The organism is Variovorax sp. Root473 (assembly GCF_001426505.1).
Lineage (GTDB): Bacteria > Pseudomonadota > Gammaproteobacteria > Burkholderiales > Burkholderiaceae_C > Variovorax.
In genome coordinates this window covers 246,199-270,584 of the sequence record NZ_LMEV01000017.1, presented here as the reverse complement: position 1 = coordinate 270,584, position 24,386 = coordinate 246,199, and the positions used below count along the sequence as shown (strand labels likewise).

At 68.5% G+C, this 24,386-nt stretch carries 26 protein-coding genes; 7 read left to right on the top strand and 19 right to left on the bottom strand.

The window, feature by feature from the left end:
• Nucleotides 1-31: 31 nt before the first annotated feature.
• The 19 genes from cheZ to fliE form a co-directional block, all read right to left on the bottom strand.
• Nucleotides 32-676, bottom strand: coding sequence for a protein phosphatase CheZ (cheZ, locus tag ASD34_RS14575; protein WP_056578639.1), 645 nt, complete (start codon nt 674-676; stop codon nt 32-34).
• Nucleotides 673-1,065, bottom strand: a complete 393-nt coding sequence (cheY, locus tag ASD34_RS14570; protein WP_056582361.1) for a chemotaxis response regulator CheY — start codon at nt 1,063-1,065, stop codon at nt 673-675. The genes cheZ and cheY overlap by 4 nt, the downstream gene beginning before the upstream one ends.
• A 37-nt stretch (nt 1,066-1,102) precedes the next feature.
• Nucleotides 1,103-2,194: a protein-glutamate methylesterase/protein-glutamine glutaminase gene (locus tag ASD34_RS14565; RefSeq protein WP_082548939.1), complete on the bottom strand. Its 1,092-nt coding sequence runs from the start codon at nt 2,192-2,194 to the stop codon at nt 1,103-1,105.
• A 2-nt stretch (nt 2,195-2,196) separates the two neighbouring features.
• A complete protein-coding gene (gene cheD, locus ASD34_RS14560) occupies nt 2,197-2,790 on the bottom strand; it encodes a chemoreceptor glutamine deamidase CheD (protein WP_082548698.1) in 594 nt (197 codons plus the stop codon).
• On the bottom strand, nt 2,787-3,614 hold the full coding sequence (locus ASD34_RS14555) for a CheR family methyltransferase (RefSeq protein WP_056578636.1): 828 nt from the start codon (nt 3,612-3,614) through the stop codon (nt 2,787-2,789). The genes cheD and ASD34_RS14555 overlap by 4 nt, the downstream gene beginning before the upstream one ends.
• Nucleotides 3,615-3,705: 91 nt before the next feature.
• Nucleotides 3,706-4,992, bottom strand: a complete 1,287-nt coding sequence (locus ASD34_RS14550) for an EAL and HDOD domain-containing protein (protein ID WP_056578633.1) — start codon at nt 4,990-4,992, stop codon at nt 3,706-3,708.
• Between the two features lie 25 nt (nt 4,993-5,017).
• The gene (gene cheA, locus ASD34_RS14545; RefSeq protein ID WP_056578630.1) at nt 5,018-7,033 is read right to left on the bottom strand and encodes a chemotaxis protein CheA; all 2,016 of its coding nucleotides are present in this window, start codon (nt 7,031-7,033) and stop codon (nt 5,018-5,020) included.
• A gap of 56 nt (nt 7,034-7,089) precedes the next feature.
• Nucleotides 7,090-7,998 carry a flagellar motor protein MotB gene (gene motB / locus ASD34_RS14540; protein WP_056578627.1) on the bottom strand — a complete coding sequence of 303 codons (909 nt, stop codon included), beginning with the start codon at nt 7,996-7,998 and terminating at the stop codon, nt 7,090-7,092.
• A 13-nt stretch (nt 7,999-8,011) separates the two neighbouring features.
• On the bottom strand, nt 8,012-8,872 hold the full coding sequence (gene motA / locus ASD34_RS14535) for a flagellar motor stator protein MotA (protein ID WP_056578624.1): 861 nt from the start codon (nt 8,870-8,872) through the stop codon (nt 8,012-8,014).
• Between the two features lie 62 nt (nt 8,873-8,934).
• Nucleotides 8,935-9,525: a flagellar transcriptional regulator FlhC gene (gene flhC, locus ASD34_RS14530; protein ID WP_056578621.1), complete on the bottom strand. Its 591-nt coding sequence runs from the start codon at nt 9,523-9,525 to the stop codon at nt 8,935-8,937.
• Nucleotides 9,526-9,586: 61 nt separating this feature from the next.
• On the bottom strand, nt 9,587-9,967 hold the full coding sequence (flhD, locus tag ASD34_RS14525) for a flagellar transcriptional regulator FlhD (protein WP_235510072.1): 381 nt from the start codon (nt 9,965-9,967) through the stop codon (nt 9,587-9,589).
• A gap of 342 nt (nt 9,968-10,309) precedes the next feature.
• The gene (locus tag ASD34_RS14520; protein ID WP_056578615.1) at nt 10,310-10,594 is read right to left on the bottom strand and encodes an EscU/YscU/HrcU family type III secretion system export apparatus switch protein; all 285 of its coding nucleotides are present in this window, start codon (nt 10,592-10,594) and stop codon (nt 10,310-10,312) included.
• Nucleotides 10,591-11,802 (bottom strand): flagellar hook-length control protein FliK, encoded by a 1,212-nt coding sequence (locus ASD34_RS14515; protein ID WP_056578612.1) that lies wholly within the window; start codon nt 11,800-11,802, stop codon nt 10,591-10,593. The genes ASD34_RS14520 and ASD34_RS14515 overlap by 4 nt, the downstream gene beginning before the upstream one ends.
• 40 nt (nt 11,803-11,842) lie before the next feature.
• Complete coding sequence (locus ASD34_RS14510; RefSeq protein WP_056578609.1) at nt 11,843-12,208, bottom strand: flagellar protein FliT; 366 nt, start codon at nt 12,206-12,208, stop codon at nt 11,843-11,845.
• The gene (gene fliS, locus ASD34_RS14505) at nt 12,208-12,627 is read right to left on the bottom strand and encodes a flagellar export chaperone FliS (RefSeq protein WP_056578605.1); all 420 of its coding nucleotides are present in this window, start codon (nt 12,625-12,627) and stop codon (nt 12,208-12,210) included. The genes ASD34_RS14510 and fliS overlap by 1 nt, the downstream gene beginning before the upstream one ends.
• 14 nt (nt 12,628-12,641) lie before the next feature.
• Nucleotides 12,642-14,090: a flagellar filament capping protein FliD gene (gene fliD / locus ASD34_RS14500; protein ID WP_056578600.1), complete on the bottom strand. Its 1,449-nt coding sequence runs from the start codon at nt 14,088-14,090 to the stop codon at nt 12,642-12,644.
• Between the two features lie 55 nt (nt 14,091-14,145).
• Nucleotides 14,146-14,505 (bottom strand): flagellar protein FlaG, encoded by a 360-nt coding sequence (locus tag ASD34_RS14495; RefSeq protein ID WP_056578597.1) that lies wholly within the window; start codon nt 14,503-14,505, stop codon nt 14,146-14,148.
• A gap of 169 nt (nt 14,506-14,674) precedes the next feature.
• Nucleotides 14,675-16,351 (bottom strand): FliC/FljB family flagellin, encoded by a 1,677-nt coding sequence (locus tag ASD34_RS14490; protein ID WP_056578595.1) that lies wholly within the window; start codon nt 16,349-16,351, stop codon nt 14,675-14,677.
• A 164-nt stretch (nt 16,352-16,515) separates the two neighbouring features.
• On the bottom strand, nt 16,516-16,836 hold the full coding sequence (fliE, locus tag ASD34_RS14485; RefSeq protein WP_056578592.1) for a flagellar hook-basal body complex protein FliE: 321 nt from the start codon (nt 16,834-16,836) through the stop codon (nt 16,516-16,518).
• 281 nt (nt 16,837-17,117) lie between these two features.
• On the opposite strand from fliE, the gene fliF reads away from it, so the two are divergent.
• The 7 genes from fliF (at nt 17,118) to ASD34_RS14450 (ending at nt 24,383) form a co-directional block, all read left to right on the top strand.
• Complete coding sequence (fliF, locus tag ASD34_RS14480; RefSeq protein WP_056582355.1) at nt 17,118-18,803, top strand: flagellar basal-body MS-ring/collar protein FliF; 1,686 nt, start codon at nt 17,118-17,120, stop codon at nt 18,801-18,803.
• On the top strand, nt 18,796-19,797 hold the full coding sequence (gene fliG / locus ASD34_RS14475; protein ID WP_056578589.1) for a flagellar motor switch protein FliG: 1,002 nt from the start codon (nt 18,796-18,798) through the stop codon (nt 19,795-19,797). The genes fliF and fliG overlap by 8 nt, the downstream gene beginning before the upstream one ends.
• Nucleotides 19,784-20,548, top strand: coding sequence for a flagellar assembly protein FliH (gene fliH, locus ASD34_RS14470; protein WP_056578586.1), 765 nt, complete (start codon nt 19,784-19,786; stop codon nt 20,546-20,548). Before fliG ends, fliH begins: the two co-directional genes overlap by 14 nt.
• A 4-nt stretch (nt 20,549-20,552) precedes the next feature.
• On the top strand, nt 20,553-21,980 hold the full coding sequence (fliI, locus tag ASD34_RS14465) for a flagellar protein export ATPase FliI (protein ID WP_056578583.1): 1,428 nt from the start codon (nt 20,553-20,555) through the stop codon (nt 21,978-21,980).
• Nucleotides 21,977-22,438, top strand: coding sequence for a flagellar export protein FliJ (gene fliJ / locus ASD34_RS14460; RefSeq protein WP_056578580.1), 462 nt, complete (start codon nt 21,977-21,979; stop codon nt 22,436-22,438). The genes fliI and fliJ overlap by 4 nt, the downstream gene beginning before the upstream one ends.
• Before the next feature lie 19 nt (nt 22,439-22,457).
• On the top strand, nt 22,458-23,750 hold the full coding sequence (locus tag ASD34_RS14455; RefSeq protein ID WP_157609688.1) for a flagellar hook-length control protein FliK: 1,293 nt from the start codon (nt 22,458-22,460) through the stop codon (nt 23,748-23,750).
• Nucleotides 23,751-23,867: 117 nt separating this feature from the next.
• Nucleotides 23,868-24,383 (top strand): flagellar basal body-associated FliL family protein, encoded by a 516-nt coding sequence (locus tag ASD34_RS14450; RefSeq protein WP_056578574.1) that lies wholly within the window; start codon nt 23,868-23,870, stop codon nt 24,381-24,383.
• Nucleotides 24,384-24,386: the final 3 nt, after the last annotated feature.

Genomic DNA, 24,386 nt, shown 5'->3' with positions numbered 1-24,386 from the left:
AATTCAGGCAATCAAGCAGCCCGCGGAAAGCTCAGAAGCCGAGGCTCTCCAGCAGGTCGTCCACCTGCGCCTGGTCGGTCACGGCATCGGGATTGCCGGGCTTCACCTGCGGTCCGTTCTGCAGGCTCTGCACGGCCTCGTGGCGCTTCTCGGGCGGCGAGTTATCGATGAGCACCTGCAGCAGCTGCGTCTCGACGTCGTTGACGACTTCCATCATCTTCTTGATGACCTGGCCGGTGAGATCCTGGAAGTCCTGCGCCATCAGGATCTCCATGAGCTGCGTGTTGATGGCGCTGGCGCGCTGAGGCACATCGCTCAGGTAGCCGCGCGTGTCCAGCACGAGCTCGCGCGCCTGGTCGAGTTCGATCGGGTTCTCGAACCACTGGTCCCAGCGCTGCGTCAGGGCCTTGGCGTCGGTGGCCAGGGCTTCCTGCAGCGGCTGCGCCACGTCGATGGCGTTGAGCGCGCGGTGCGCGGCGCGCTCGGTGGTGGCCGCCACGTAGTTGAGGCGGTCCCGCGCATCGGGGATGGCCTGCGCGGCCTTGGCCACCTGCTTGTCCAGGCCCAGCTCGCGCAGCCCTTCTCGCAGCTGGCGTGTGAGGTGGCCGATGCGGCCGAGCAGTTCTTCGGTGGTGTTGCTGGTGGCGTCCGCTGCGCCGAGGGCATCGTGGCTCATGCCTTGGCCAGCTTCTCGAAGATCTTCGTGATCTTCTCTTCCAGCGTCGCCGCAGTGAAGGGCTTCACCACGTAGCCGTTGGCGCCGGCCTGTGCGGCCGCGACGATGTTTTCCTTCTTGGCCTCGGCCGTGACCATCAGCACCGGCAGCGTCTTCAGCTCGGGGTCGGCGCGGATGGTCTGCAGCATGGTCAGGCCGTCCATGTTCGGCATGTTCCAGTCGGAGACCACGAAGCCGAAGCTGCCGCCGCGCAGCTTCTCCAGGCCGGCCACGCCGTCCTCGGCCTCGTCGACGTTGAGGAACTCCAGCTCCTTCAACAGGTTGCGCACGATGCGCCGCATGGTCGGGAAGTCATCCACCACCAGAATCTTGATGCTCTTGTCGATCACGATTTTTTCCAGCTCCACAGGTCGTTGTTCAAACTCGTCATACCCGGTTCGCACGCTCACCGAACGTGCGAAGGTGCGCCATCACGCGGCGACTGATCTCGTTCAGCGGCGACACCTCGTCCACCGCGCCCAGCGCCACCGCCTCGCGCGGCATGCCGAAGACCACGCAGCTGGCCTCGTCCTGCGACAGCGTGTGCGCGCCGGCACGCCGCATGCGCAAGAGGCCTTCGGCGCCGTCCTTGCCCATGCCGGTGAGGATGATCCCGATGGCGTTCTTGCCCGCGTGCTTCGCCGCCGAATCGAACAGCACGTCGATCGACGGCCGGTGGCGGTTCACGGGCGGCTCCTGGTCCAGGTGCGCCACGTAGTTGGCGCCGCTGCGCGCCAGCGACAGGTGAAAGCCGCCCGGCGCGATGTAGGCATGGCCCGGCAGCACGCGCTCGCCCTGCTGCGCCTCCGTCACGCGGATGCGGCACAGGCCGTCCAGGCGCTGCGCGAAGGAGCGCGTGAAGCCAGCGGGCATGTGCTGCGCGATGAGCACCGCGGGCGCATCGGGCGGCAGCGGCTGCAGCACCTCGCGGATGGCCTCGGTGCCGCCGGTGGAGGCGCCGATGATGAGCAGCTTCTCGGTGCTCAGCAACGGACTGCGCAACAGCGCTTCGGGCGCGGCCTCGTGGGTGGCGCGTGCCGCGGTGGCCGCGGGCCGGGCGGGCAGCAGCCGCGCGCTGGCGGCTGTGCGGATCTTGCCGGCGATGAGCTCGGTGTAGTTGAGCAGGCCGTCGCGCACGCCCAGGCGCGGCTTGGTCACGAAGTCGATGGCGCCCAGCTCCAGCGCGCGCAGCGCGATCTCCGAGCCGCGCTCGGTGAGCGACGACACCATGACCACCGGCATCGGCCGCAGGCGCATGAGCTTCTCGAGAAACTCCAGGCCGTCCATGCGCGGCATTTCGACGTCGAGCGTGAGCACGTCGGGGTTCGTCACCTTGATGAGGTCGCGCGCCACCAGTGGGTCGGCCGCGGTACCGACCACGGTCATGTCGCCCTGGCTGTTGATGATCTCGCTCATCACGCTGCGGATCAGCGCCGAATCGTCGACGCAGAGCACCTTGATCTTCTTGGGGCTGGTCAGGCTCACCGGCTTCCTTTGGTTCTGTCGATCTCATGCGGCATGCCGGGCACCGACAACCGGCGCAGCAGCTCGCCTTCGTCGCAGCGCACGCGCAGCACCTCGGCTTGCGCGCGCAGGCGGCGCACCACGGCCTTGCCGCTTTCGGGCAGGAAGCACACGCGGCGCGCGTGCGGGCCGCGCAGGTCCTGTGCCGCGACCTCGATGCGTTCCGCCTCCAGGTAGCGCAGCACGAAGTCGGCGTTGCGGTCGCCGATGTTCAGCGTGGTCATGCCGGCCAGCACGGCGCCGCCGCCGAACACCTTGGCCTGCAATCGCTCGCGCCGCGCACCCGCGCGCACCAGCTCGCGCACCAGCACGTCCATGGCGTAGGCGCCGTAGCGCATAGAGCCGCCACCGGGCTCGCCGTCGTCGGGCAGCATGAAGTGATTCATGCCGGCCACGCCCGCCTGCGCGTCGTGCAGGCAGGCAGCCACGCACGAGCCGAGCACGGTGCTCAGCACGGTGTGGTCGGTGGTCACGTAGTACTCGGAGGGCAGCAGCTTGATGGCCATGCGCCCGACATCGCGATCGAAGTAGTGGTGGCTCGCCAGGCTCATGCGATGCCCGGCGTGCGCGACAGCTCGTACACGGTCTGCCCCAATGGGCGAAAGGCCGGATTGACGAGCGACGCGTTCTCGGAATGGCCGGCGAACAGCAGGCCGCCCGGCTTGAGCAGCGGCGCGAAGCGGTCGAGCACCTTCTTCTGCGTCGGCTTGTCGAAGTAGATCATCACGTTGCGGCAGAAGATCGCGTCCACCGGTTCCTTCACCGACCAGGCGCTGTCCAGCAGGTTGACGCGCGAGAACTTCACCAGCGCGGCGACCTCGGTGCGCACGCGCACCTTGCCGGCGTTGGCACCGGTGCCCTTGTTGAAGAAACGCCGCAGCCGCTCGGGCGACAGCCGCCGCACCTGCTCGGTGGTGAAGACGCCGGTGGCGGCCTTGGCCAGCACGGCCGTGTCGATGTCGCTGGCGATGACGCGGGCCGAGCTGGCGCGGTCGCCCAGCGCTTCCATCAACGTGATGGCGATGGAGTAGGGCTCCTCGCCCGTCGAGGCGGCGGCGCACCACACGGTGACCGGGCCCGGGCGTTTGCGCACATGGTCGGCCAGCGTGGGAAAGTGGTGCGCCTCGCGGAAGAACGAGGTGAGGTTGGTGGTGAGCGCGTTGATGAACAGCTGCCACTCGTCGCCGTCGTGGCCTGCCTCAAGCTGGTCCAGGTACGACGCGAACGCCGGCAACTCCAGCTCGCGCAGGCGCCGCGACAGCCGGCTGTACACCATCTGCCGCTTCTGCTCGCCCAGGGCGATGCCGGCGCGGCGATGGATGAGGGTCCGGATTCTGGAGAAGTCGTGGTCGGTAAAAAGGAACTCGGTCGTCACAGCCAGCCTGGAAGCGTGACCTTCAATGTTCACAGAGGCCGCCGTTTCCAATCGGCCGATCAGACACGCAAAAGCCTTGCATTTCCGCAGGTCAGACGGTCGATGCGGCCACGGCGGGGCCGGCGTCGAGCGCCCACACCAGCGCCGACAGCTGCGCGGCGTTGACCTGCGCGGCACTCAGGAAGAGCGCCTCCGACAGCCGCGCCGCGCGGCCGTCATCGGTCTCGCAGCTTTCGGCCAGCGCCACGAAGGGGCCGTAGACGCCGCTGCGCGAAAGAATCGCCTGCTGCACCGCCTCGGTGAGCTGCACCTTGCGCAGCACGCCTTCCATCGGCACGCCCAGCAGCTGGTCGAGCAGCGAGAACATGCCGGCGACGAACAGGTTGTCGGCCTCGCTCGGCGGCAGCATGCCCTGCCCCATCAGCTCGACGAAGCGCCCGCGCAGGATGGCCTTCTTCATCATGAAGGGCGAGCTGACCTTGTTGCTGGTGGCCAGCAGCAGCGACAGCCAGCGGTACAGCGGCGAATAGCCGAGCATGGCCACCGCATGGCGCAGCGAGTGAATTTCCACCGCCAGCCCGACCGAGGGCGAGTTGATGTAGCGCAGCAACCGGTAGGTGAGCGCGGCGTCGTGCTTGAGCGCGCTCTCGATGGCGCGCACGTCCTCGTTGCGCAGGATCATCTGCATCAGGTGCACGATGAGCTGCGACTCGGGCTGCAGCGCGTCGGCGCTGTCGCGCGCCGGCGGCAGGCGCACGGCGCCGTCGACGAAGACCTGCGCGCCCCGTGCGGCACAGGCCTCGAACTCGGACCAGTTCGCGGCGCGTGCGGCGATGGGCACCAGGCCTCCAGGCGACACGTCCGCCAGGTGGGAGGGCGCCACCTCGCGGTGCGTGACGATGGCACGCAGCTCGTCATCGTCCGGCAGCGCCACGCCGCCGCACAGCATGAAGCCGAAGCCCTGCTCGCGCAGGAACAGCAGGATGGAGCGCATGTCGGCGTCCATCAGCTCGTCGGCCTTCATGCACAGCACGACATTGCGCGGCGGCAGCGACTGCAGCTCGCTCTGGAACAGCGCATCGACGGTGACGTCGACGAACACCCGCTGTTCACCCAGCAGCCAGCCGTGGCCGCCCGGGTTCAGGTGCAGGCCCAGCGTGTCCATCAACGCCTTGACGCCGGCCGCGGCACCGGCGTCGGTGCCCTGCCCGGCCACGCGCCAGGCCATGCGGTAGCCGACCACGCGGCGCTTGCCGTCGAGCAGCATGGCGTAGGCGACGTGGCCGTCAGCGCCGATCGCGGGTGCAGGTGCGGGGGCTATGTCGGCGTGCGCGCCGTTGCCGTCGGCGCCGAGGCGCCGGAAGAAATCGAACCTCATGCGGCCGTCCGTCGAATGAACCGGTTCAGGAAATGAGGGCGTCGGTGCTGCGGCGTGCGGCGCCGGCCAGCGCCGCCGTGCTTGCGGCCTGCGCGCGCTGGATGCGCGGCATCGCCCCCACGTCGACGATGAAGGCCACGCTGCCGTCGCCCAGGATAGTGGCGGCCGAGATGCCCGGCACCTTGCGGTAGTTGGTCTCCAGGTTCTTCACCACCACCTGGTGCTGTCCCAGCAGCTCGTCGACCAGGAGCGCAAAGCGGCTGTCGTCGGCCTGCACGATCACGAGAATGCCCTGCGTGGGCTGCGTCTGCGCGCCGGCCACGTCGAACACGCGGTGCAGCTCGATGAGCGGCAGGTACTCGCCGCGCACGCGGATCACGTGGCCATCGGCGGTGATGGAGTGCAGGTGTTCGGGCAGCGGCTGCAGCGACTCGATCACGTAGCTCAGCGGCAGGATGTAGGCCTCGCTGCCCACGCGCACCGACATGCCGTTGAGAATGGCCAGCGTGAGCGGCAGCACGATGCGCGTCGACGTTCCCTGCCCGCCGCGCGAATGGATCTCCACGTGGCCGCCCATCTCCTGGATGTTGCGCTTGACCACGTCCATGCCCACGCCGCGCCCCGAGATGTCGGTGACCTGCTCGGCGGTGGAGAAGCCGGGCGCGAAGATCAGCTGCCACACTTCTTCGTCGGGCATGGCGTCGCTCACCGGCAGGCCCTGCTGGCGCGCCTTGTCGAGGATGCGCTCGCGGTTCAGGCCCGCGCCGTCGTCGCTCACCTCGATCACGATGTTGCCGCCGTGGTGCTGCGCGGACAGCAACAGCTGGCCGGTGGCGTCCTTGCCCTTGGCCAGGCGCACCTCGGGGGCCTCGATGCCGTGGTCCAGGCTGTTGCGCACGAGGTGCGTGAGCGGATCGACGATGCGTTCGATGAGGCCCTTGTCGAGCTCGGTCTCCTTGCCGTAGGTGTCCAGGCGCACCTGCTTGCCGAGCTTGGCGCTCACGTCGCGGATCACGCGGGGGAAGCGGCTGAACACGTAGTCCATCGGCATCATGCGGATGGACATCACCGATTCCTGCAGGTCGCGCGCGTTGCGCTCCAGGTGGCCCAGCCCGCTCAGGAAGCGCTCGTAGGCCACGGGGTCGAGCACGGTGGCGGCCTGCGTGAGCATCGACTGCGTGATGACGAGTTCGCCCACGAGGTTGATGAGCTGGTCGACCTTCTCGACATCGACGCGCAGGGAGCTGGACTCCTTCGCGCTGGCAGGTGCAGCCGCGACCGCTGCAGCGGCCGGTGCGGCGGGCGGTGCGGCGGTCGGTTGCACGACCGGCACCGTCGCCACAGCCACGGGCGCGGCTTCTTGCGCCACCTCGCGCGTGATGTCGATCTGCGATTCATCGATGACGAAGCAGCACACGGCCACGATGTCGTCGGGGTCGCAGGTGGTCGCGAGCCGCACCGTGAGCTGGTCGTTGCTGCGCGTGCGCGTCAGCACGGAGCCGAGGTTGGTCAGCTCGCCGGCGAGCAGATCGCACTCGCTGTCGGACAGGCGCGCGAAGCGGATGACGAGCACGCCGTCGCTGCGGCCTTCATCGGCCGGCGCAATGGCCTGAACGACCGGCGCCTGTGCGGGCACAGGCGCGGGCGCTGCGGCGTGGGTCTCCATCGCCAGTTGCTGAAGCACGCCGCAGATGTGGGCGACCCGGTCGGCGTCCGGCTCCTTGCCGGCCTGGTAGGCGGTGAGTTGTTCTTGCAAGGCGTCCTTCGTTTCCAGAAAGGCATCGATCATCGAAGCGTTCAGGTGCAGCTGCCCGTGGCGGGCCCTGTCCAGCAGCGTTTCGAGCACGTGCGTGGTGTGGGTCAAGGCGGTGAAACCGAACGTGGCCGCGCCGCCCTTGATCGAGTGCGCCGCGCGGAAGATGGCATTGAGCTGCTCGCCGTCGGGCGCCTCGACGTCGAGGTCGAGCAGCAGCTGCTCCATCTGCGCCAGCAGCTCGATGGCTTCGACGAAGAAGGCCTGGGTGAATTGACTGAGGTCCATCTGTGGTTGCTCCGGGTCCACGCTCACACGCGCGGCCGCTTCCTTTTTCGTTCTTGTTATCCCGCCGTGTGTCCCACCGCCGTGCGCGCCTGCGCGGCCGGTGGCGGCAGGCCGATGCGCGTGGCACCGGCGTCGTTGCTGTTCTCGCGCTCGATGCGCTCCTGCGTGCGGTGGTTCAGCAGGATGATGCTGATGCGGCGGTTGATGGGGTTGCGCGGGTCGGCGCGGTCCAGGTGCATGCTGTCGGCCAGGCCGATCACGCGCAGCACCTTGTCCTCGGCCATGCCGCCCGCCACCAGCTCTCGGCGCGAGGCGTTGGCGCGGTCGGCCGAGAGTTCCCAGTTGCCGTACGAACGGTCGTTGGTGTAGACGATGGCGTCGGTGTGGCCCGACAGCGTGAGCTTGTTGGGCAGACCGTTGAGCACCGGCGCCAGCTCGCGAAGGATGGCGCGCATGTGCGGCACCACGCGGGCGCTGGCCAGCTCGAACATGGGACGGTTCTCGCTGTCCACGATCTGCAGGCGCAAGCCTTCCGTGGTGATGTCGATGAGGATCTGCGAGCGGAACTGCTGAAACGCCGGGCTCTTCTCGATCAGCTCGTCGAGCTTCTTCTTCATCTCGGCCAGGCGGCTGGCGTCGGCCGCGTCTTCGCTGTCGGCCTCGGTGTGCCGCACTTCGCCCTCGGTGTGCATCACGTCGGCGCCACCACCAGGGATCATGCTGGTGCTCATGCTGCTCTTGTCGCCCCCGGCCAGCGCCACGCGCAGCGGCATGCGAAAGTGCTCGGCAATGCCTTCGCGCTGCTTGGGGCTGGAGATCGACAGCAGCCACATGACGAGGAAGAAGGCCATCATGGCCGTCATGAAGTCGGCATAGGCGATCTTCCAGCCGCCGCCCGCATGGCCGCCGCCGTGCCCGCCGCCATGGGCGCGCTTGATGATGATGCGGGGCTTCGCGTCGTTCATGGCTGTGGGCAGGTCAGCGCGCCTTGACTTCGCGTACGTGCTCGTCCAGCTCGGTGAAGGACGGGCGCTCTGTGGAGAACAGCACCTTGCGGCCGAACTCCACGGCCAGCTGCGGCGCGTAGCCGTTCAGGCTGGCCAGCAGCGTGACCTTGGCGCACTGGTAGATCTTCATGCCCTCCTCGACCTTCTGCTCGATCAGCGAGGCCAGCGGCGACACGAAGCCGTAGGCCAGCAGCACGCCCAAAAAGGTGCCGACCATGGCATGCGCAATGAGCGCGCCCATTTCCGAAGGCGGCAGGTGGGCCGAACCCAGCGCATGCACCACGCCCATCACAGCCGCGACGATGCCCAGCGCGGGCAGCGCGTCGCCCACGCGCGAGAGGCTGTGGCCGGGCACGGCGGCTTCGTGGCGGATCGTGTCGATCTCGTGGTCCATGAGGGCCTCGATCTCGTGCGCGTCGGTGTTGCCGCTGATGACCAGGCGCAGGTAGTCGCACAGGAACACGGTGATGCCCTCGTGCGCCAGGATCGTCGGGTAGCGGCCGAAGATCTCGCTGTGCTGCGGCGCTTCCACGTCGGACTCGAGCTTCATCATGCCCTCCTTGCGGGCCTTGGCGAGCAACTCGTACAGCAGCGCCAGCAGGTCCATGTAGAGCTGGCGGTTGTGCCTGGAAGAACGCAGCAGGAGCGGCAGCTCGCGGATGGTCGCCTTGATGGTCTTGCCGTTGTTGCCCGCAATGAATGCACCGAGCGCGGAGCCGCCGATCATGAGCAGTTCCACCGGCTGGAACAGCACGCCGAAATGCCCGCCCATGAGGCCGTAGCCGCCGAAGACGGCGCCGATCACCACCAGATATCCCACCAGAACCAGCACGCGCTTCCCCTATGCCCTGAGGCGTCCAAAACAAAAAACCCGCGCCGGGCGCCGGGGCGCTTTCACGAGATGGCGCCGCCGATGTCGAGCACCGGGCCGCCGGCGATCAGGCCGCTGCGGCGCACCGGTGCGAGCTTGGGCTTGCGCGCCTTGCCCGCGCGCGAAGGCGGGCGGCACAGCACACACACGTAGCCGTGCTTGTGGTCGTGGGCATGCGCCACGAAGTGGCCGCCGCAGCGGCTGCACGGGCTCAGCTGCAGCATGTCGCTGTCGAAGAAACGCACCATGGTTTCGGCGCGCGTGAAGTCGAGCACGACCTCGCTGCCCTGCGCCTGGACCTGCTCGGTGTACAGGCGGTAGGCCTTGATGAGCGCGGGCAGCTCGTCCTCGCCGGCCTCGTCGCGCATGAAGCGGTAGATGTTGTAGAACATCGACGAGTGGATGTTCGCCAGCCAGGTCATGTACCAGTCGGTGGAAAACGGCAGCAGGCCCTTGGGCGGCGAGACGCCCTTGAGCTCCTTGTACAGGCGGATCAGCCGCTCGCGGCTCAGCGCGACCACGGCCTCCAGGAACTGCAGGCGGGCGCCCAGGCCGATGAGTTCGACCGCGAGCTGCACCTGCCGGACTTCGCCCAGGATGCTCTTGGCAGTCATTCGAATACCTTCGTGCTTCGCACTGCGGTGCGAGCTTGCTTGGGGCGGCCCGGCGCGGCGCTCATGCGCTGGCCGCACCTGCTTTGCGCATCTGCGGTTGGGCGTGGGCCTGTGCCTGCGCCTGCGTCTGGCGCGCGCTCATCAGGATCGACATGTGGGCCTGCTGCAGCGCGGGCTCCTTGCCCTCGCCGACCACGGCAAACATCGGCCGGTCGTCCAGGCGAAAGCTGCACAGCAGGAAGTTGGACGCGGCCAGCTTCACGATCTGGCTGAGCGACATGTTCATGAGCAGATCGGCCAGCTCACGCCCCACGCCGAGGCGGAACATGGCTTCCGCCCGGTCCCGCTTCACCAGCTTCTGGGCGAGCAGCATATAGGCCAGATTGATCTCGCCGATTTCCTTGGAAATCACGCCGCTTGCGTTGACATTGCAATTTTCCACGTCTACTTCCATTTCCGATTCCATGTCGACTCCGCTGTCCATCCAACATGTATACATTATATACACACTTATTTACACTTCGGCGTAAAAGTAGAGCAAAAGTTCAGTGAAAGGGCGACACGAAATGCCTGACCGCTCCTCTAGGGAATCGGTTTCATGGTCGATTCCCGCCAGCCGTCAGCCAATGCAAGTAATTGTTACCAACGTGTGTATTCCGGCCTTGGAAATCAGCCCGCGAATTGAATTCATCAAGACTATCGAGTGCCGCCGGGTGTTAATCGGTGGGCTGGTTTTCCGCATCCGCTCCATAGTCAATGACTTTCCATAGATCCGCCTTTTTCGTCACGGCGCCGCGGCCTCGGTGCCGCCTTCGAGCCGGTGAATCCAGGCCATCACTTCCGCGACCGCCTGGTACAGCTGCGGCGGGATCTGGCGGTCGAGGTCGACCTGCATCAACAGCTTCACGAGGTCGGCCGAGGCATGCACGTAAAGCCCGTGCGCGCGCGCCTCGCGCATGATTGATTCGGCCACCACGCCATAGCCCTTGGCGACCACGACGGGCGCCTTGCGCGTGTCCGCGTGCGAGAGCACGACGGCGCCGTGGCGGCCGTGAAGCGCATCGCTCATCCCACCGCCTTCGCCGTGACCTGCAACTGCTGCAGCTGAAGGCCGACCGCCTCGAAGCGTTGCGCGAGCCGGCCGGCGTCGCCGCGCAGGCGGGCCACGGTGCTGTCCTCGCGCGCATGCAGGTACGCCTGCACGGTCGGGCCGCCGAGGCTCAGGCGCAGGTCGACTTCGCCCAGCCGCGGCAGCACGAGCGACACGGTGGTCGACCAGCGGCGTGCGCCTTCCTCTTCCGATGGCTCGCCTTCCCGTGCACCTGACTTGGCTTGCTCTTCCTTGATCGACCACGTCATCGGCACCTCGGGCCACGCGTGGCCGCTCCACCGGAAGGCGGCGTTGGCCAGCAGGTCGAGCTGCTGGTGCACGACGGTGACAGCTTGCGGATGGATCACCTCCGCGCCGCGCGGGGCGGGCGTGGGGGTGACGTCGGCTGCGGCGCGTGCGTGTTCTGCGCTGCGGAGCGCGGGCATCTCCGGCTCCGCATCGGACACACCGTAGGCCGCTTGCACGCGCGCGGCATCGGGCGCCGCAGCGGCAGCGGCTTCGCCGCGCACGGCGCCCTGCGCATGGGATGCGATTTGAGCTTCCGGCGCGTCGGCCTGCGCAGCGGGCACCGATGCATTCGGCGTCGTTGGCGCCACGCCATCCGCGACGGCAAGCGGCATCGCAGCTGCCACGGCGCCCTGCCCGTTCGTCGCCACCATCACCGGAGTCGCCCAACGCGCCTGCGGCTCCCGCGCCATCTGCGCGAGCGTGCGCGTGCCCGCCGCGAACTCGGCAAGGTGCGACTCGTAGAACAGCCCGCTGTCCGACACCGTCTGCGCCAGCGTGCCCGACAGGGCGACGGCATTCACGCCTTGCCGCGCCACGGGCGACAACAACGGCGCCTCGCCACGCACCGGCCCCGGCCCCGCCTGCTGGTCGGCCAGCACCGCACCGATCACACGTGCGGCGATCGACAGGCGGGTGTCGAGGGACGATGGCACATCACCCGCCGCGGGCGCAGTCACATCACCACCCGAAGCGCCCGACGGCACCAGCCGGTCCAGCGCCGCACGAGACGGCAGGCGCACGTCGTTCGCCGTCTTCGGCACGGCCACCGCCGCACCGGGTGCGCCGACCGTGGTCTCCGGCTTGAGGCCGAGCAGGTCCAGCCGCGGCGTCAGGCGCGCAGCCATCAGTGCATCGATCAGTCCGGTGAGTCCCAGCATGGCCACGGTGGTGTTGTCCTGTGTCCTGTCGTCGCGCGCGTCAGTGGGCGAGGCCGTAGGCCTTGCCGAGGTTCTTCTGGTGGTTCAGCGAATCCATGCGGCGGATCAGGTCGTCGAGCTGCGGCTTGATGAGCCCCGACAGCTCGGCCTGCTCGGTGCAGATGCGCTCCAGCAGATGCAGCACGAGGTCGCGCTGCGCAGGCTCCAGCGACGCCAGCGACTGGATCGCCTTCAGGCGCTCGACCGATGCCGAGCACCGTGACTCCAGCTCGGGCAGCTGCCCCCATTCCTTCGCACGGGCCAGCGCCAGCATCCGCGAGATGCACGCGGCCAATTGCTCGTAGCAATGAACGATCTCGCTGCGCACGGCCATCTGTTCCTGCCCCCGGTTCACGCTCTGCATCATCAGTTGGAAGGCCTGTCGTCGATCTCCCGCCAGGCGGAAGCGAGGTGGTCGAGCAGGCGGTCGGCCTCGTCCAGCGCCTGCACGTCGTTGCGCAGATTGGCCAGCAGCAGGCGCTGCACGACGTAGTCGTACAGCGACGACAGATTGCCGACGATGTCGGTGCCGCCCTCGCCCGCTGCCTCCGCATCGAGGCTGGCCTTCAGGCCGTTGTCGACGATGTTGATCGCCTTCGAGATCGCCTGGCCCTTGGCACCGACGTCGCCGGCCGCCATGTGCAGGCGTGCCGCGCCGATGGCGGTCTTCGCGCCGTCGAACAGCATGTGGATGAGCTGCAGCGGCGACGCGCTCATGGCGCGCGTCTCGATGCCGACGCGCGCGTAGGCGCCGACACCGGTGCGGGAATGGTGAGAGCTGTACATGCGGCCTCCTGTCCTCAGCCCTTGCTGGCGTTCATCGCGTCGAACTGCTGCGCGAGGTACTTCAGCGTGCCGTTCATGCTGCTCATCGCCACGTCCAGCTGCACGAACTGCTTGCGGTAGCGCTCCACGGTCGCGTCGGCGCGTTCCTTCATTGCGGTGTACTGGGTGTCGAGCTGCTTGAGTGTGCTCGTCACGCCGTCGGTGGCGGCCTTGAGCGCGCCCTTGCTGCCGGTGAGGTCGTCGATCACCGCCGTCAGCTGCTTGCCATAGCCGGTGGTGCTGCCGGTGCCGCTGGCAAAGAGCTTCGACACGCCCTCCAGGTTGGTGTCGATGGCCTTGTCGAGCTTGTCGTTGTCGACCGCGAGCGTGCCGTCCTTCTGGAACGAGATGCCGATGGCCGTGAGCACCTTCAGGTCGTTCGCGCCGCCCGGCTGCGGACTGGTGAGCGTCTGGCGGATGCGCGTCTGCAGGTTGCGCAACGTCGAGTCGCCCACCAGTGGCGCGGAGGTCTCGGCATCGGTGTCGAAGGCGGTGAGCGACTTGGCCGTGCTCTGCAGCGCGTTGTAGGCCTTCACGAAATCGGTGACGGCCGTCTTCACCGCCGTCGTGCTGGCCTTCATCACGAGGTTGAGCTTGCCGGTCTGCACCAGCGTGAGCGTGGTGCCCTGGATGGCGTCGGTCACCGAGTTGGTCGTGCTGGTGACAGCGATGCCGTTGACGGTGAGCTTGGCGTTCTGCGCCGCCGCGGTCTGCTGCAGGTTCTGCGTGCCGGCGGGGTCGTTGCCCAGCAGGCCCTGCAGCGCGGCATCGCCGTCCACCGAGATGCGCATGGCCGAGCTCTCGCCGGTCTGCGCGGAGGTGAGCACCAGCCGGTTCGGCGTGCCGCTGCCGTCGTTCACGATGGTGGCCGACACGCCCGCGTTCGCCGCATTGATCGCGTCGCGAATGCCGCCCAGCGTGTTGTTGGTGGCATCGATGGTGATCGGCTTGGCCGTGCGCGCGGTGTCCTTGTCGAAGGTGGCGCCGGTGTACTGGCCGGTCGCCGGGTCCAGCGTGCCGCCGGAGACCTTGCCGAAGTCGAAGGTGATGGTGCCGCTGCCGATCGCGGTGGTGGTGTTGGCCTGCCCCTTCGCGATGACCGACTGGGCCTGCGCGAGTTGCGAGATGTCGATGGCATACGTACCCGCCGAACGCGGATCCGTGCCGGTGGCCGCCATGATCCCGCTCACGCTCGGCGTGCCGGTGATGGCCTGGAACAGCGCCGGGTCGCCCAGCTTCCTGGCAGCCGCCTGGATGCCGGCGAGCGCGCTTTGCAGCGTGCCGTAGGCCGAGAGCTTGCTGTTGTAGCTGGTCTGCTTGGCCTTCAGGGCCACCAGCGGCTGGTTCTCCGCCGTCTGCAATTGGGTCAGCAACGCGCCCAGGTCAAGGTTGGAGCCAACGCCGATGCTGCTGATCGATGCCATGTCGAGGGTGTCCTGAAAAGCGTATGAAATGAAGAAGGTCTGGAAGCGCGTGGGTTCAGGCTTGCTGGCGCACCAGCAGCCCGGCCTGCCGGTCCATGACCTTGGCGATGCGAACGACCTCTTCGGTCGGAATCTGGCGAATGACCTCCCCGTTGCTGCGATCGACCACCTTGACCACGAGCTGGTCGGTGTCGCGGTCGACCTCGAACTGCAGGCTGATCGAACGGCTTTCGAGCGATGCATTGACGGACTTCACCGCCATCTCGATCTGCACGGGCGTCGCCTCTTCGACCTCGGCCTTGCGCAGTGCGGTGGCTTCGGCGGCGGCCGGGACCGCGCCACCGGCACGGCCGGCGAGCAGTTGCTGCAGCCACGGGCTTTCCACGGCAGAGGCGGCGGGTACGGGCTGGGACATGGTCTGTGTTCCGTTTCTTCTTCTGGAGTTCGTTGTCCTGTGCGGCCTCGCCAACAACATGGCCGCACAGGACAACGCAGGCAGCTTCGGATCTCACCGAAGGCCTGCGAGCAAAAAGGAAAGACACCGGGCGCCGCCCTCGTGAGGTGCACCCGGCGTTCTTCGCGAATTAACGCAGCAGCGAGAGCACGCCCTGCGTCGTCTGGTTCGCCTGTGCCAACACCGAGGTGCCGGCCTGCTGCAGGATCTGCGCGCGCGTCATGTTCGACACTTCGACGGCGTAGTCCGCGTCTTCGATGCGCGAACGCGACGACGACAGGTTGGTGATGGTGGTGCCGAGGTTGGCGATCACCGAGTCGAAACGGTTCTGCACCGCACCCAGCGAACCGCGGAGGGCGTCGACCTTGGCCAGGGCCTTGTCGAGCGCTGCCAGCGGGTCGGCCGTCTTGCTGCCCTTGCTGGTCGTTTCCGTCGTCAGCTTGCCAGCCGAGTTGACATAGGCGACAGCGCCGGCGGCAGCGGCGTACTTGCCCGTGCCCGTCGTTGCATCGACGGTGACTTCACCGTTGACGGCGTTCACAGCGTAGTCGGTCGTGAAGCTCGCGCCCGTCTTGGTCATCTCACCTTGGGCGTCCATCCACGTGTCGGTGGAAGCACCGCCGGCGGCAGCCAGCGTGACGGTCGAAGCGTAAATGCCCGAGCCCAGGCCCACAGTCACCGGTGCGGCAGCTGCTGCCACGGCCGTCAGGACCTGGTCCTTGGTGACGGTGTCGGTGTAGCTGAAGCCAGAGGCAGCGCCGGCGCCGAAGTTGTAGGTCTTGCCGCCCATCGAGATGCTCGATGCTGCGAGGGAGTCGTCGCCTGCGTCGAACAGCGCCGTGGCCGTGGCGGCCGTTGCACCGCCGGCATTGTTGGTGGTCAGGTTGCCGTCGGCCAGATAGGCCTTGGCGCCGCCCACCGTGATCGAGCCGTCACTGGCGAGTTCGAAGTCGGTCGAGCTGCCTGCTGCGTTGGTGTACGTGCCGGACACGGTCTTGCCGGCCGCGGGCACGAGGCCGCCTGCGAAGGCGGCGACGCCGGCGGAGAGGACCGTCTTGTCGGTCTTGAAGTTGCCGGCAGCTTCGTCGTACTTGTAGATGGCGGTGCCGACGGTGACCTGGTTGCCGTCCTTCATCGCGCCGATGGCCTGCTCGGCCGTCACTGCGGTGTGGTTGGTCGTGACGCGGTAGATGCCCGAACCCACGGCGGTTTCCGCGCCGCCGGCACCGATCAGATTCGTGACCGTGGCCTTGCTGTTCTGGGTCGTGCCCGTGCCGTTCACATTGAAGCCGTCCAGACCCAGCGTCTTGGCGCTGATTTCCTTCAGGTCGATGTCGATGGTTTCGCCATCGTTCGCGCCCACTTGCACCGTCAGCTTGCCGGCGTTGGCCGACAGCACCTTCACGCCGTTGAACTGGGTCTGTTCCGAGACGCGGTTGATTTCGTCCAGGCGCTGGCCGATTTCCGACTGGATCGAGTCCAGGTCGGTGGCCGAGTTGGTGCCGGTGGCGGCTTGCACCGACAGGTCGCGGATGCGCTGCAGGTTGTTGTTGACTTCGGTCAGCGCGCCTTCGGTGGTCTGCGCGATCGAGATGCCGTCGTTGGCATTGCGCGAGGCTTGCGTCAGGCCCTTGATGTTGGCGGTGAAGCGGTTGGCGATGGCCTGGCCGGCCGCGTCGTCCTTGGCGCTGTTGATGCGCATGCCGGACGACAGGCGCTCGATGGCCGTGTTCAGGGCCGATTGCGACTTGTTGAGGTTGTTCTGCGTGAGAAGAGAAAGGCTGTTCGTATTGATGACTTGCGCCATGTTCGACTCCTGATTGACAAAAGGTTGTGGACTCCGGCCATCGGCCGTAACGCTGGACCCGCTTCCACGGTGAGACTCAAGCCATCGTTGAAGGGGATATCGGCGGGTGTCCGCAAACCTTTAGGGCGGCGACGAAAAAAGTTCGATGCCGCCCTTGCGCCTCGTCATGCCTGCATGCCCATGATTTCCTGGTACGCCGTCACCAGCCGGTTGCGCACCTGCAGCCCGGTCTGGAACGCCACGTTGGCCTTCTGCAGGTCGACCATCACGTCGTTGAGCGCCACGCCGGGCTTGCCCAGCTCGAACGATTCGGCCTGCGCATAGGCCTGCTGCTGCGCGCCGCTGATGTTGGCGAGCGAGCGCTGCAGCTCGGCCGCGAAGCCGCCCGCGCCGGCGGGCGCAGAGGTCGCGGGCCCCATGCCGCTGGCGAGTGCGGTGGCGCGCATCTGCTGCAGGACGGATTCGATGGCATTGATGGAGGACATGGGAAAAATCTCACTTCCAGCTGACGTGACACGGAGCGCGCGAGCCCTCCAACCGGCAGGCAGCGTACCAAGGGAAGACCCCGATTCAAACGCGCAACTGAGGGCAAAACCCCCGGCTGTTCGACCGATCGAATCGGGCGGTGCCTGCTGAAAATCGTTCGCGAAACGAACAGGCCCTGGCCGAGATCGCCGGCCCCTGGAATGACATCCCCCTACCGAATCCTCTTTCTCACCCCGGCGCCAGCCCTGTGCGGCGCAACCGCCACGGCGAAGGCGCGCCGATGAGCACGGCCACGCCCACGGGCAGCCTGCCGGCAGGCGGCAGCGTTTTGCCCCCGATGCTGGAACGCATGCGGGCGCAACCGCGCCTGCCGCTGATCATCGGTGCCGCGGCGCTGGTGACGGTGGTGGCCGCCTTTGCACTGTGGAGCCGCGGCCCCGACTACAAGGTGCTTTACACCAACGTGTCGGACCGCGACGGCGGCGCGATCATCGCGTCGCTGCAGCAGATGAACGTGCCCTACAAGTTCGCCGAGGGCGGCGGTGCGATCCTCATCGCGGGCGACAAGGTCGCGGAAACGCGCCTGAAGCTCGCGGCGCAGGGCCTGCCCAAGGCCGGCGGCGTGGGCTTCGAACTGATGGACAACCAGAAGTTCGGCACCAGCCAGTTCGCCGAGCAGGTCAACTACCAGCGCGGGCTCGAAGGCGAGCTGGCGCGCTCCATCGAATCGATCGGCACCATCGAGGCGGCGCGCGTGCACCTGGCGCTGCCCAAGCCTTCGCTGTTCGTGCGCGACCAGAAGAAGCCCTCGGCCTCGGTGGTGCTCACGCTCATGCGCGGGCGCAGCATCGACGAAGGCCAGGTGAGCGCCATCGTGCACATGGTGTCCGCCAGCGTGCCGGACCTGGACGCCAAGAACGTGACGGTGGTCGACCAGCGCGGCAACCTTCTGTCGTCGGCGCGCGGCACCAGCCAGGGGCTGGACGTGAGCCAGCTCAAGTACGCGCAGGAGATCGAGCAGGGCTACGTGCGCCGCATCGAGGCCATTCTTCAGCCGCTGGTGGGCGCGAGCAATGTGCGCGCACAGGTCGCGGCCGACATCGACTTCTCGGTGGTCGAACACACCGACGAAAAATACAAGCCCAACCAGGACCCGGCGCAGGCCGCGATCCGCAGCCAGCAGTCGAGCGAATCGGCGCAGCACAACGGCGTGCCGCCAGGCGGCGTGCCGGGCGCGCTGTCGAACCAGCCGCCGGTGAACCCGACGGCGCCGATCACCACGCCCCGGCCGGCGAATGCGCCGAACACGCCGAACGCATCACCCGCACCCGCCACCGCACCGGCCGGCCCGAGCAACACGCGCAAGGACGTCACGACCAACTACGAACTCGACCGCACCATCCGCCACGTGCAGCAGGCCGCCGGCGGCGTGAAGCGCCTGTCGGTCGCCGTGGTGGTGAACCACCGCGACACGGTCGATGCCGCGGGCAAGGCCGGCACGCAGGCCCTCACGCCGGCCGAGCTGGCGCAGATCCGCAACCTCGCGAAGGAAGCGATGGGCTTCAGCACCGAGCGCGGCGATTCGCTCAACGTGGTCAACAGTGCCTTTGCCCGCGACGCCGAGGCCGGCCCCGCGCCCGAGCTGCCGTTCTGGCGCGACCGCGACAACCTTGCGCTCGCCAAGGCGCTGGGCCCGTACCTGCTCATCGGCCTGCTCGCGCTCTTCGCCTGGTTCGCCATGCTGCGTCCGCTGATGCGCCGGCACCTGGCACCGCCGCCACCCGCGCAGCTTGCCACTGCAGTCACCACGGACACCGCTGCGCCCCCCGACGACCCCGAAGAAACACTGCAGCAGCGCGAGTCCGCACGCCAGAAGGCCGACATGGACTACGCCCACCAGACCGCCGACAAGGACCCCAAGCTCGTGGCCGCCCTGATCCAGCACTGGATGCACACCGATGACTAGCAGCGAAGCAGGCACCCGCAAGAGCGCCATCCTGCTCATGGCGCTGGGCGAAGACCGCGCCGCCGCCGCGCTGCACCTGCTGCCCACCTCCGAGGTGCAGGCGCTGGGCCTGGCGATGTCGAAGCTCAGCGCGGTGTCGCGCGACGAGCTGGCCTCGGTGCTGGCCGAGTTCCGCCAGGAGACCGAGCAGCTGTCGGCGCTGCACCTGGGCTCGACCAGCTACATCCGCGCCGTGCTCAAGAAGGCGCTGGGCGACGACCGCGCGAGCAACCTGCTCGAGGACATCCTGCAGCCCGACGAACCGCACGGCGGCATCGAGCGCCTGAACGAACTCGAGGCCGGCGAGGTGGCCGAGCTCATCCGCGACGAGCACCCGCAGATCCTCGCGACGCTGCTGGTGCACCTGGACCGCATGAAGGCCTCCGAGGTGCTCGAGAAGCTGCCCGCGCGCCTGCGCCACGACGTGATCATGCGCGTGGCCACCTTCGGCGGCGTGCAGCCTTCGGCGCTGAACGAGCTGACCGAGGTGCTGACGGAAATGCTCGCCGGCCAGGGCCTGCGCCGCAGCCGCCTGGGCGGCGTGCGCACCGCGGCCGAGATCGTCAACCTGATGAGCACCACGGTCGAAGAAGAAGCCATTGCCCATGTGCGCGAGCAGGACGAGGCGCTGGCCCAGCGCATCGTCGACGAGATGTTCGTGTTCGAGAACCTGCTGGGCCTGGAAGACCGTAGCATCCAGCGCCTGCTCAAGGACATCGAGTCCGACTCGCTCATCATCGCGCTCAAGGGTGCACCGCTGGAGTTGCGCGACAAGTTCCTCGGCAACATGTCGCAGCGCGCCGCAGAAACACTGCGCGAGGACATGGAGCTGCGCGGCCCCGTGCGCGTGTCGCAGGTCGAGACCGAACAGAAGGCCATCCTGCAGGTCGCCCGCCGTCTGGCGGACGCCGGCGAGATCGTGATCGCGGCGCCTGGCACCGATGACTTCGTCTGACCCCGGCGCCTTCGGTGGCTCGCGCGAGCGACTCGCCGCCATCCATGCGGCCGCGCGCCAGGCCGGCGCCGGCACGCCCGCGCTTTCGGCGTGGGAGCGCTGGGAGATGGGCACGCTCGATGGCAAGGCGCCGTCGGGCACGGCGCTTTCGCGCCAGACGGTGCATCGCCCTTCTGCGCCACCTGCGCCTTCGGCGCCGAAGGTCGACCTCGCCGAACTGGCCCGCATCCGCAAGGAAGCGCGTGCCGCGGGCGAGGCCGAGGGCCGCGCCGCCGGACTGGCCGAAGGCCGCCAGGTCGGCCACACCGAAGGCCTGGCCACCGGCCTCGCCGCCGCCAGCGTGCACGCCGAACGCCTGCGCGCGCTGGCCCGCTCGCTGCCCGAAGCCTTGCGCGGCGCCGAAGCCGAACTGGCCGAGACTGTGCTCGCACTCGCACTCGACGTGGCGCGCCAGGTGGTGCACCGCACCTACCAGGCCGAGCCCGAGTGGGTGCTGCCGCTGGTGCGCGACCTGCTGCACGCCGAGCCCGCGCTGCGCGGCGAGCCGCGCCTGCTGCTGCACCCCGACGACATGGCGCTGGTAAAGAACAGCCTGGGCAGCGAGATCGAGGCGGCCGGCTGGCAGCTGCGCGCCGACGACAGCCTGGCGCGCGGTGGCTGCCGCGTGCAGTCGGCCACGGGCGAGCTGGACGCCAGCCTGGCCACGCGCTGGGAGCGCGTGGGCGCGGCGCTGCGTGGCGACGCCTCCTGAATCCATGCAGACCGCGGGCTCCAACCCTCATCTGAACCGCGTGCGCGCTGTGCTCGAACAGGCGCGCGCCGACGTCGCCCGCAGCACAACCACCACCGCCTCGGGCCGCCTCACGCGCGCCGTCGGCCTCGTGCTCGAAGCCGTGGGCCTGCAACTGCCCGTGGGCAGCGATTGCCTCATCGAGCTGCCACCCGGCCATCCGCAGCGGCATGCCGAAGCCGAAGTGGTCGGCTTCGCGGGCGACCGCCTCTTCCTCATGCCGCAGACCGAAGTGGCGGGTTTGTTGCCCGGCGCCCGCGTGGTCGCGCGGCCCGGCCTGCGCGATCCGAACGCCACCGGCGACGCCCACACCAAGCGCCTGCCCGTGGGCGAAGGCATGCTCGGCCGCGTGGTCGATGCGGCCGGCCGCCCGCTCGACGGACTCGGTCCGCTCGACGTGACGCGCCAGGTGCCGCTCGCGGCGCCGCCGATCAACCCGCTGTCGCGCGCGGCCATCGACTCCGTGCTCGATGTGGGTGTGCGCGCGATCAACGCGATGCTCACCGTCGGCCGCGGCCAGCGCATGGGCCTGTTCGCCGGCTCGGGTGTGGGCAAGAGCGTGCTGCTGGGGATGATGGCGCGCTACACCAGCGCCGAGGTGATCGTGGTCGGCCTCATCGGTGAGCGCGGGCGCGAGGTGAAGGACTTCATCGAGAACACGCTGGGCGAGGAAGGCCTGGCCCGCGCCGTGGTGGTGGCCGCGCCGGCCGACAACTCGCCGCTGCTGCGCCTGCAGGGCGCGGCCTACGCCACCTGCCTGGCCGAGTACTTTCGCGACCAGGGCAAGGACGTGCTGCTCATCATGGATTCGCTCACGCGCTATGCGATGGCGCAGCGCGAGATCGCACTCGCCGTGGGCGAGCCGCCCGCCACCAAGGGCTACCCGCCTTCGGTGTTCGCGCGGCTTCCGGCGCTGGTCGAACGCGCCGGCAACGGCGCGCGCGACGCGCAGGGGCGCGGCGGTTCGATCACCGCCTTCTACACCGTGCTCTCCGAAGGAGACGACCAGCAGGACCCGATCGCCGATTCGGCGCGCGCGATACTCGACGGCCACGTCGTGCTCTCGCGCTCGCTGGCCGAGGCCGGGCACTACCCGGCCATCGACATCGAGGCCTCGATCAGCCGCGCGATGACATCGCTGATTCCGCCTGCGCAGTTCGACACCGTGCGCCGCTTCAAGCAGATGCTGTCGCGCTACCAGCGCAACCGCGACCTGATCAGCGTGGGCGCCTACGCGCCCGGGCACGACCTGCAGCTGGACCAGGCGATCGCGATGTACCCGCGCATCGAGGCCTTCCTGCAGCAGTCGATGCATGAACGCACCGGCTACGAGGAGGCCATCGCCCACATGGACAGCCTGTTCACGAACACACCTTCACCGGGACGCCCATGAGCAGCAGCAACAAGCTCCCCCTCGGCATGCTCATCGACCTGGCGCAGAGCCAGACCGACGACGCCGCGCGCCGCCTGGGCGCTTTGCAAAACGCGCACCTGGGCGCGCAGCAGAAGCTCGATCTGCTGCTGCAGTACCGCCAGGACTACCACGCGCAACTCGACACGCTGATGCGCGGCGGCCTGCCGTCGTCGCAGTGGCGCAACTACCGCAACTTTCTCGGCACGCTCGACCACGCGATTGCGCAGCAGCGCGCCATCGCCGAGCGGGCCGGCCACCAGCTCGACCGGGGCCGTACCGACTGGCAGCGCGAGAAGCGCCGCCTCAGCTCGTTCGACACGCTGGCCGAGCGCGTGCGCACGCAGGAGCTGATGACGCAGGCCAAGCGCGAACAGCGCGACAGCGACGAACGCGCCGCCCGCCAGTTCTTCGACCGCGCCGCGCATCCCACCCACTGAATCTTCTCCAGGAACCGACATGCCTCCCATGATTCCGCCGCCCGTCACGCCTGCCACCAACTCGCCGGTGGCGCAGGCCGGCGCACGTGGCCGCAGCACTGCCGACGAGGCGCAGGGTCGCGCGTTCGGTGCCGCGCTCGAGCGCTCGCGTGCGAGCCAGGCCGAGAAGGCGTCGGATGCCGACACCGTGGTGGCGGATGCCAAGCCGCCGCGCAAGGCAGATCTCGCTGAAGAGATACGGGATGCACCGCCTGCGGAGCCGGATTTCGCTTTTCTTGCAGCAGCCGTCACGCCGCAACAGGCATTGGTGCTCGCGGGAGGCGCGGCCACGCAGGGCAGCAGTGCGTCAGAAACTTCACCGGCGCCGGTCACGCCCGACGCCCAAGCCGGCCTGCCTGCAGGCACAGTCCGCTTGAGCAGCGAAGCCCCCCCCGCAACCGCCGCCGTACAGGGCGCAGCGCCTGAAGCCGACAACGCCGCGCCGCCCTCGCTGTACGAGATCGTGCGCACCGCCGTGGCCGCGCAGCCGATGGCTGTCGATGGCAAGAAGCCGGCCGCCGCACCCGCAGGCCCGCCCGTCGGCACCGCCGCACCGGGCCGCGCCGGCGCGCCGCGCACCGTGAGCGCCACCACCACCGAACAACTCGCAGCCGCTGCGCAAGCCCAGCCCGCTGGCGACGCGAAGCCCGCGACAGCGGACACCGCCCCCGTCACCGCGGTGTCGGCCGGCACTTCGGGCGACGCCGCAGCGGCGCCGTCCACCGCGCCGTTCGCGCTGCAACAGCCGGCGACCGTCTCCACCGAGCGCACGACCGAAAGCTCCGCCGCACGCCCCGCCGTGCACACGCTCGCCCCCGAAGTCGGCAGCGAGAAATGGGCGCCCGCGCTCGGCCAGCAGCTCGCGCGCATGAGCCTCGGCGGCACGCACACGGCCGAGCTGAACCTCAACCCCGCCGGCCTCGGCCCGCTGAAGGTCACGCTGTCGGTCGGCGAGCACCAGGCGCAGGCCGCGTTCGTGTCGGCGCACGAGAGCGTGCGCAAGGCCGTCGAGGCCGCGCTGCCGCAGCTGCGCGCCAGCCTGTCGGAACAGGGCATCACGCTGGGCCAGACCTCGGTGGGCGCGGACACGCGCGCGCCGTTCGGGCAGGACGCGGCGTTCGCGCAGCAGCAACAGCAGCAACACAACCAACGACAGGGCGCATGGCGACCGCAGGGCACTTCCGCTCCCGCCGACATCGCCCGCACGACAGCGGCAGCACCCCGCCCCGTTGCCACCGCACGCACGGGCCCGGGCCTCGACACCTTCGCCTGAAACCGCCCCGCCCGCCTCCCGCAATGAATGGATGTGAAGCGCCTTTGTGCGCTTGTTCGGCCGTTCGTCCGCAAGGGACTTCGCAAAGAATAGATCGGACCCGTCCACCGTTTCACCATGGCTACCTCTTCTCCCGCCGCCACCGCGGCTGCGTCGGTCGCGACCGACCCGCCGGCTTCGCGCCGCACCTCGAAACTGCTGATCGGGCTCGTGGCCGCCTTCGGCTTGGCCGTGGCCGGCGCGGCTGCATATGTCTTCGTGCTTCCCCGCTTCACCGACTCCGCCCCCGCCGAGATGACCAAGGCGCCGATGCCCGAGAAGCCCATCTTCCTGTTGCTGGAGCCGCTGACCGTCAACCTGCAGTCCGAGGGCCGCTCGCGCTTCCTGCAGATCGGCATGGCGCTGAAGCTGCGCGACGAGCGGGCGAAAGCCCAGATCGTCGAGTTCATGCCGGAGCTGCGCAGCCGCCTGCTGGTGCTGCTGTCGAACCGGCCGCCCGAATCGCTGGTCACGTCGGAAGACAAGGCCCGACTGGCCGCGGAGATTCACAGCGCGCTCAACGCGCCGCTGGCCGACGGGCTGCCCGAGCTGGGCATCGCGAGCGTGTCCTTCAACTCCTTCGTCGTGCAGTGACGA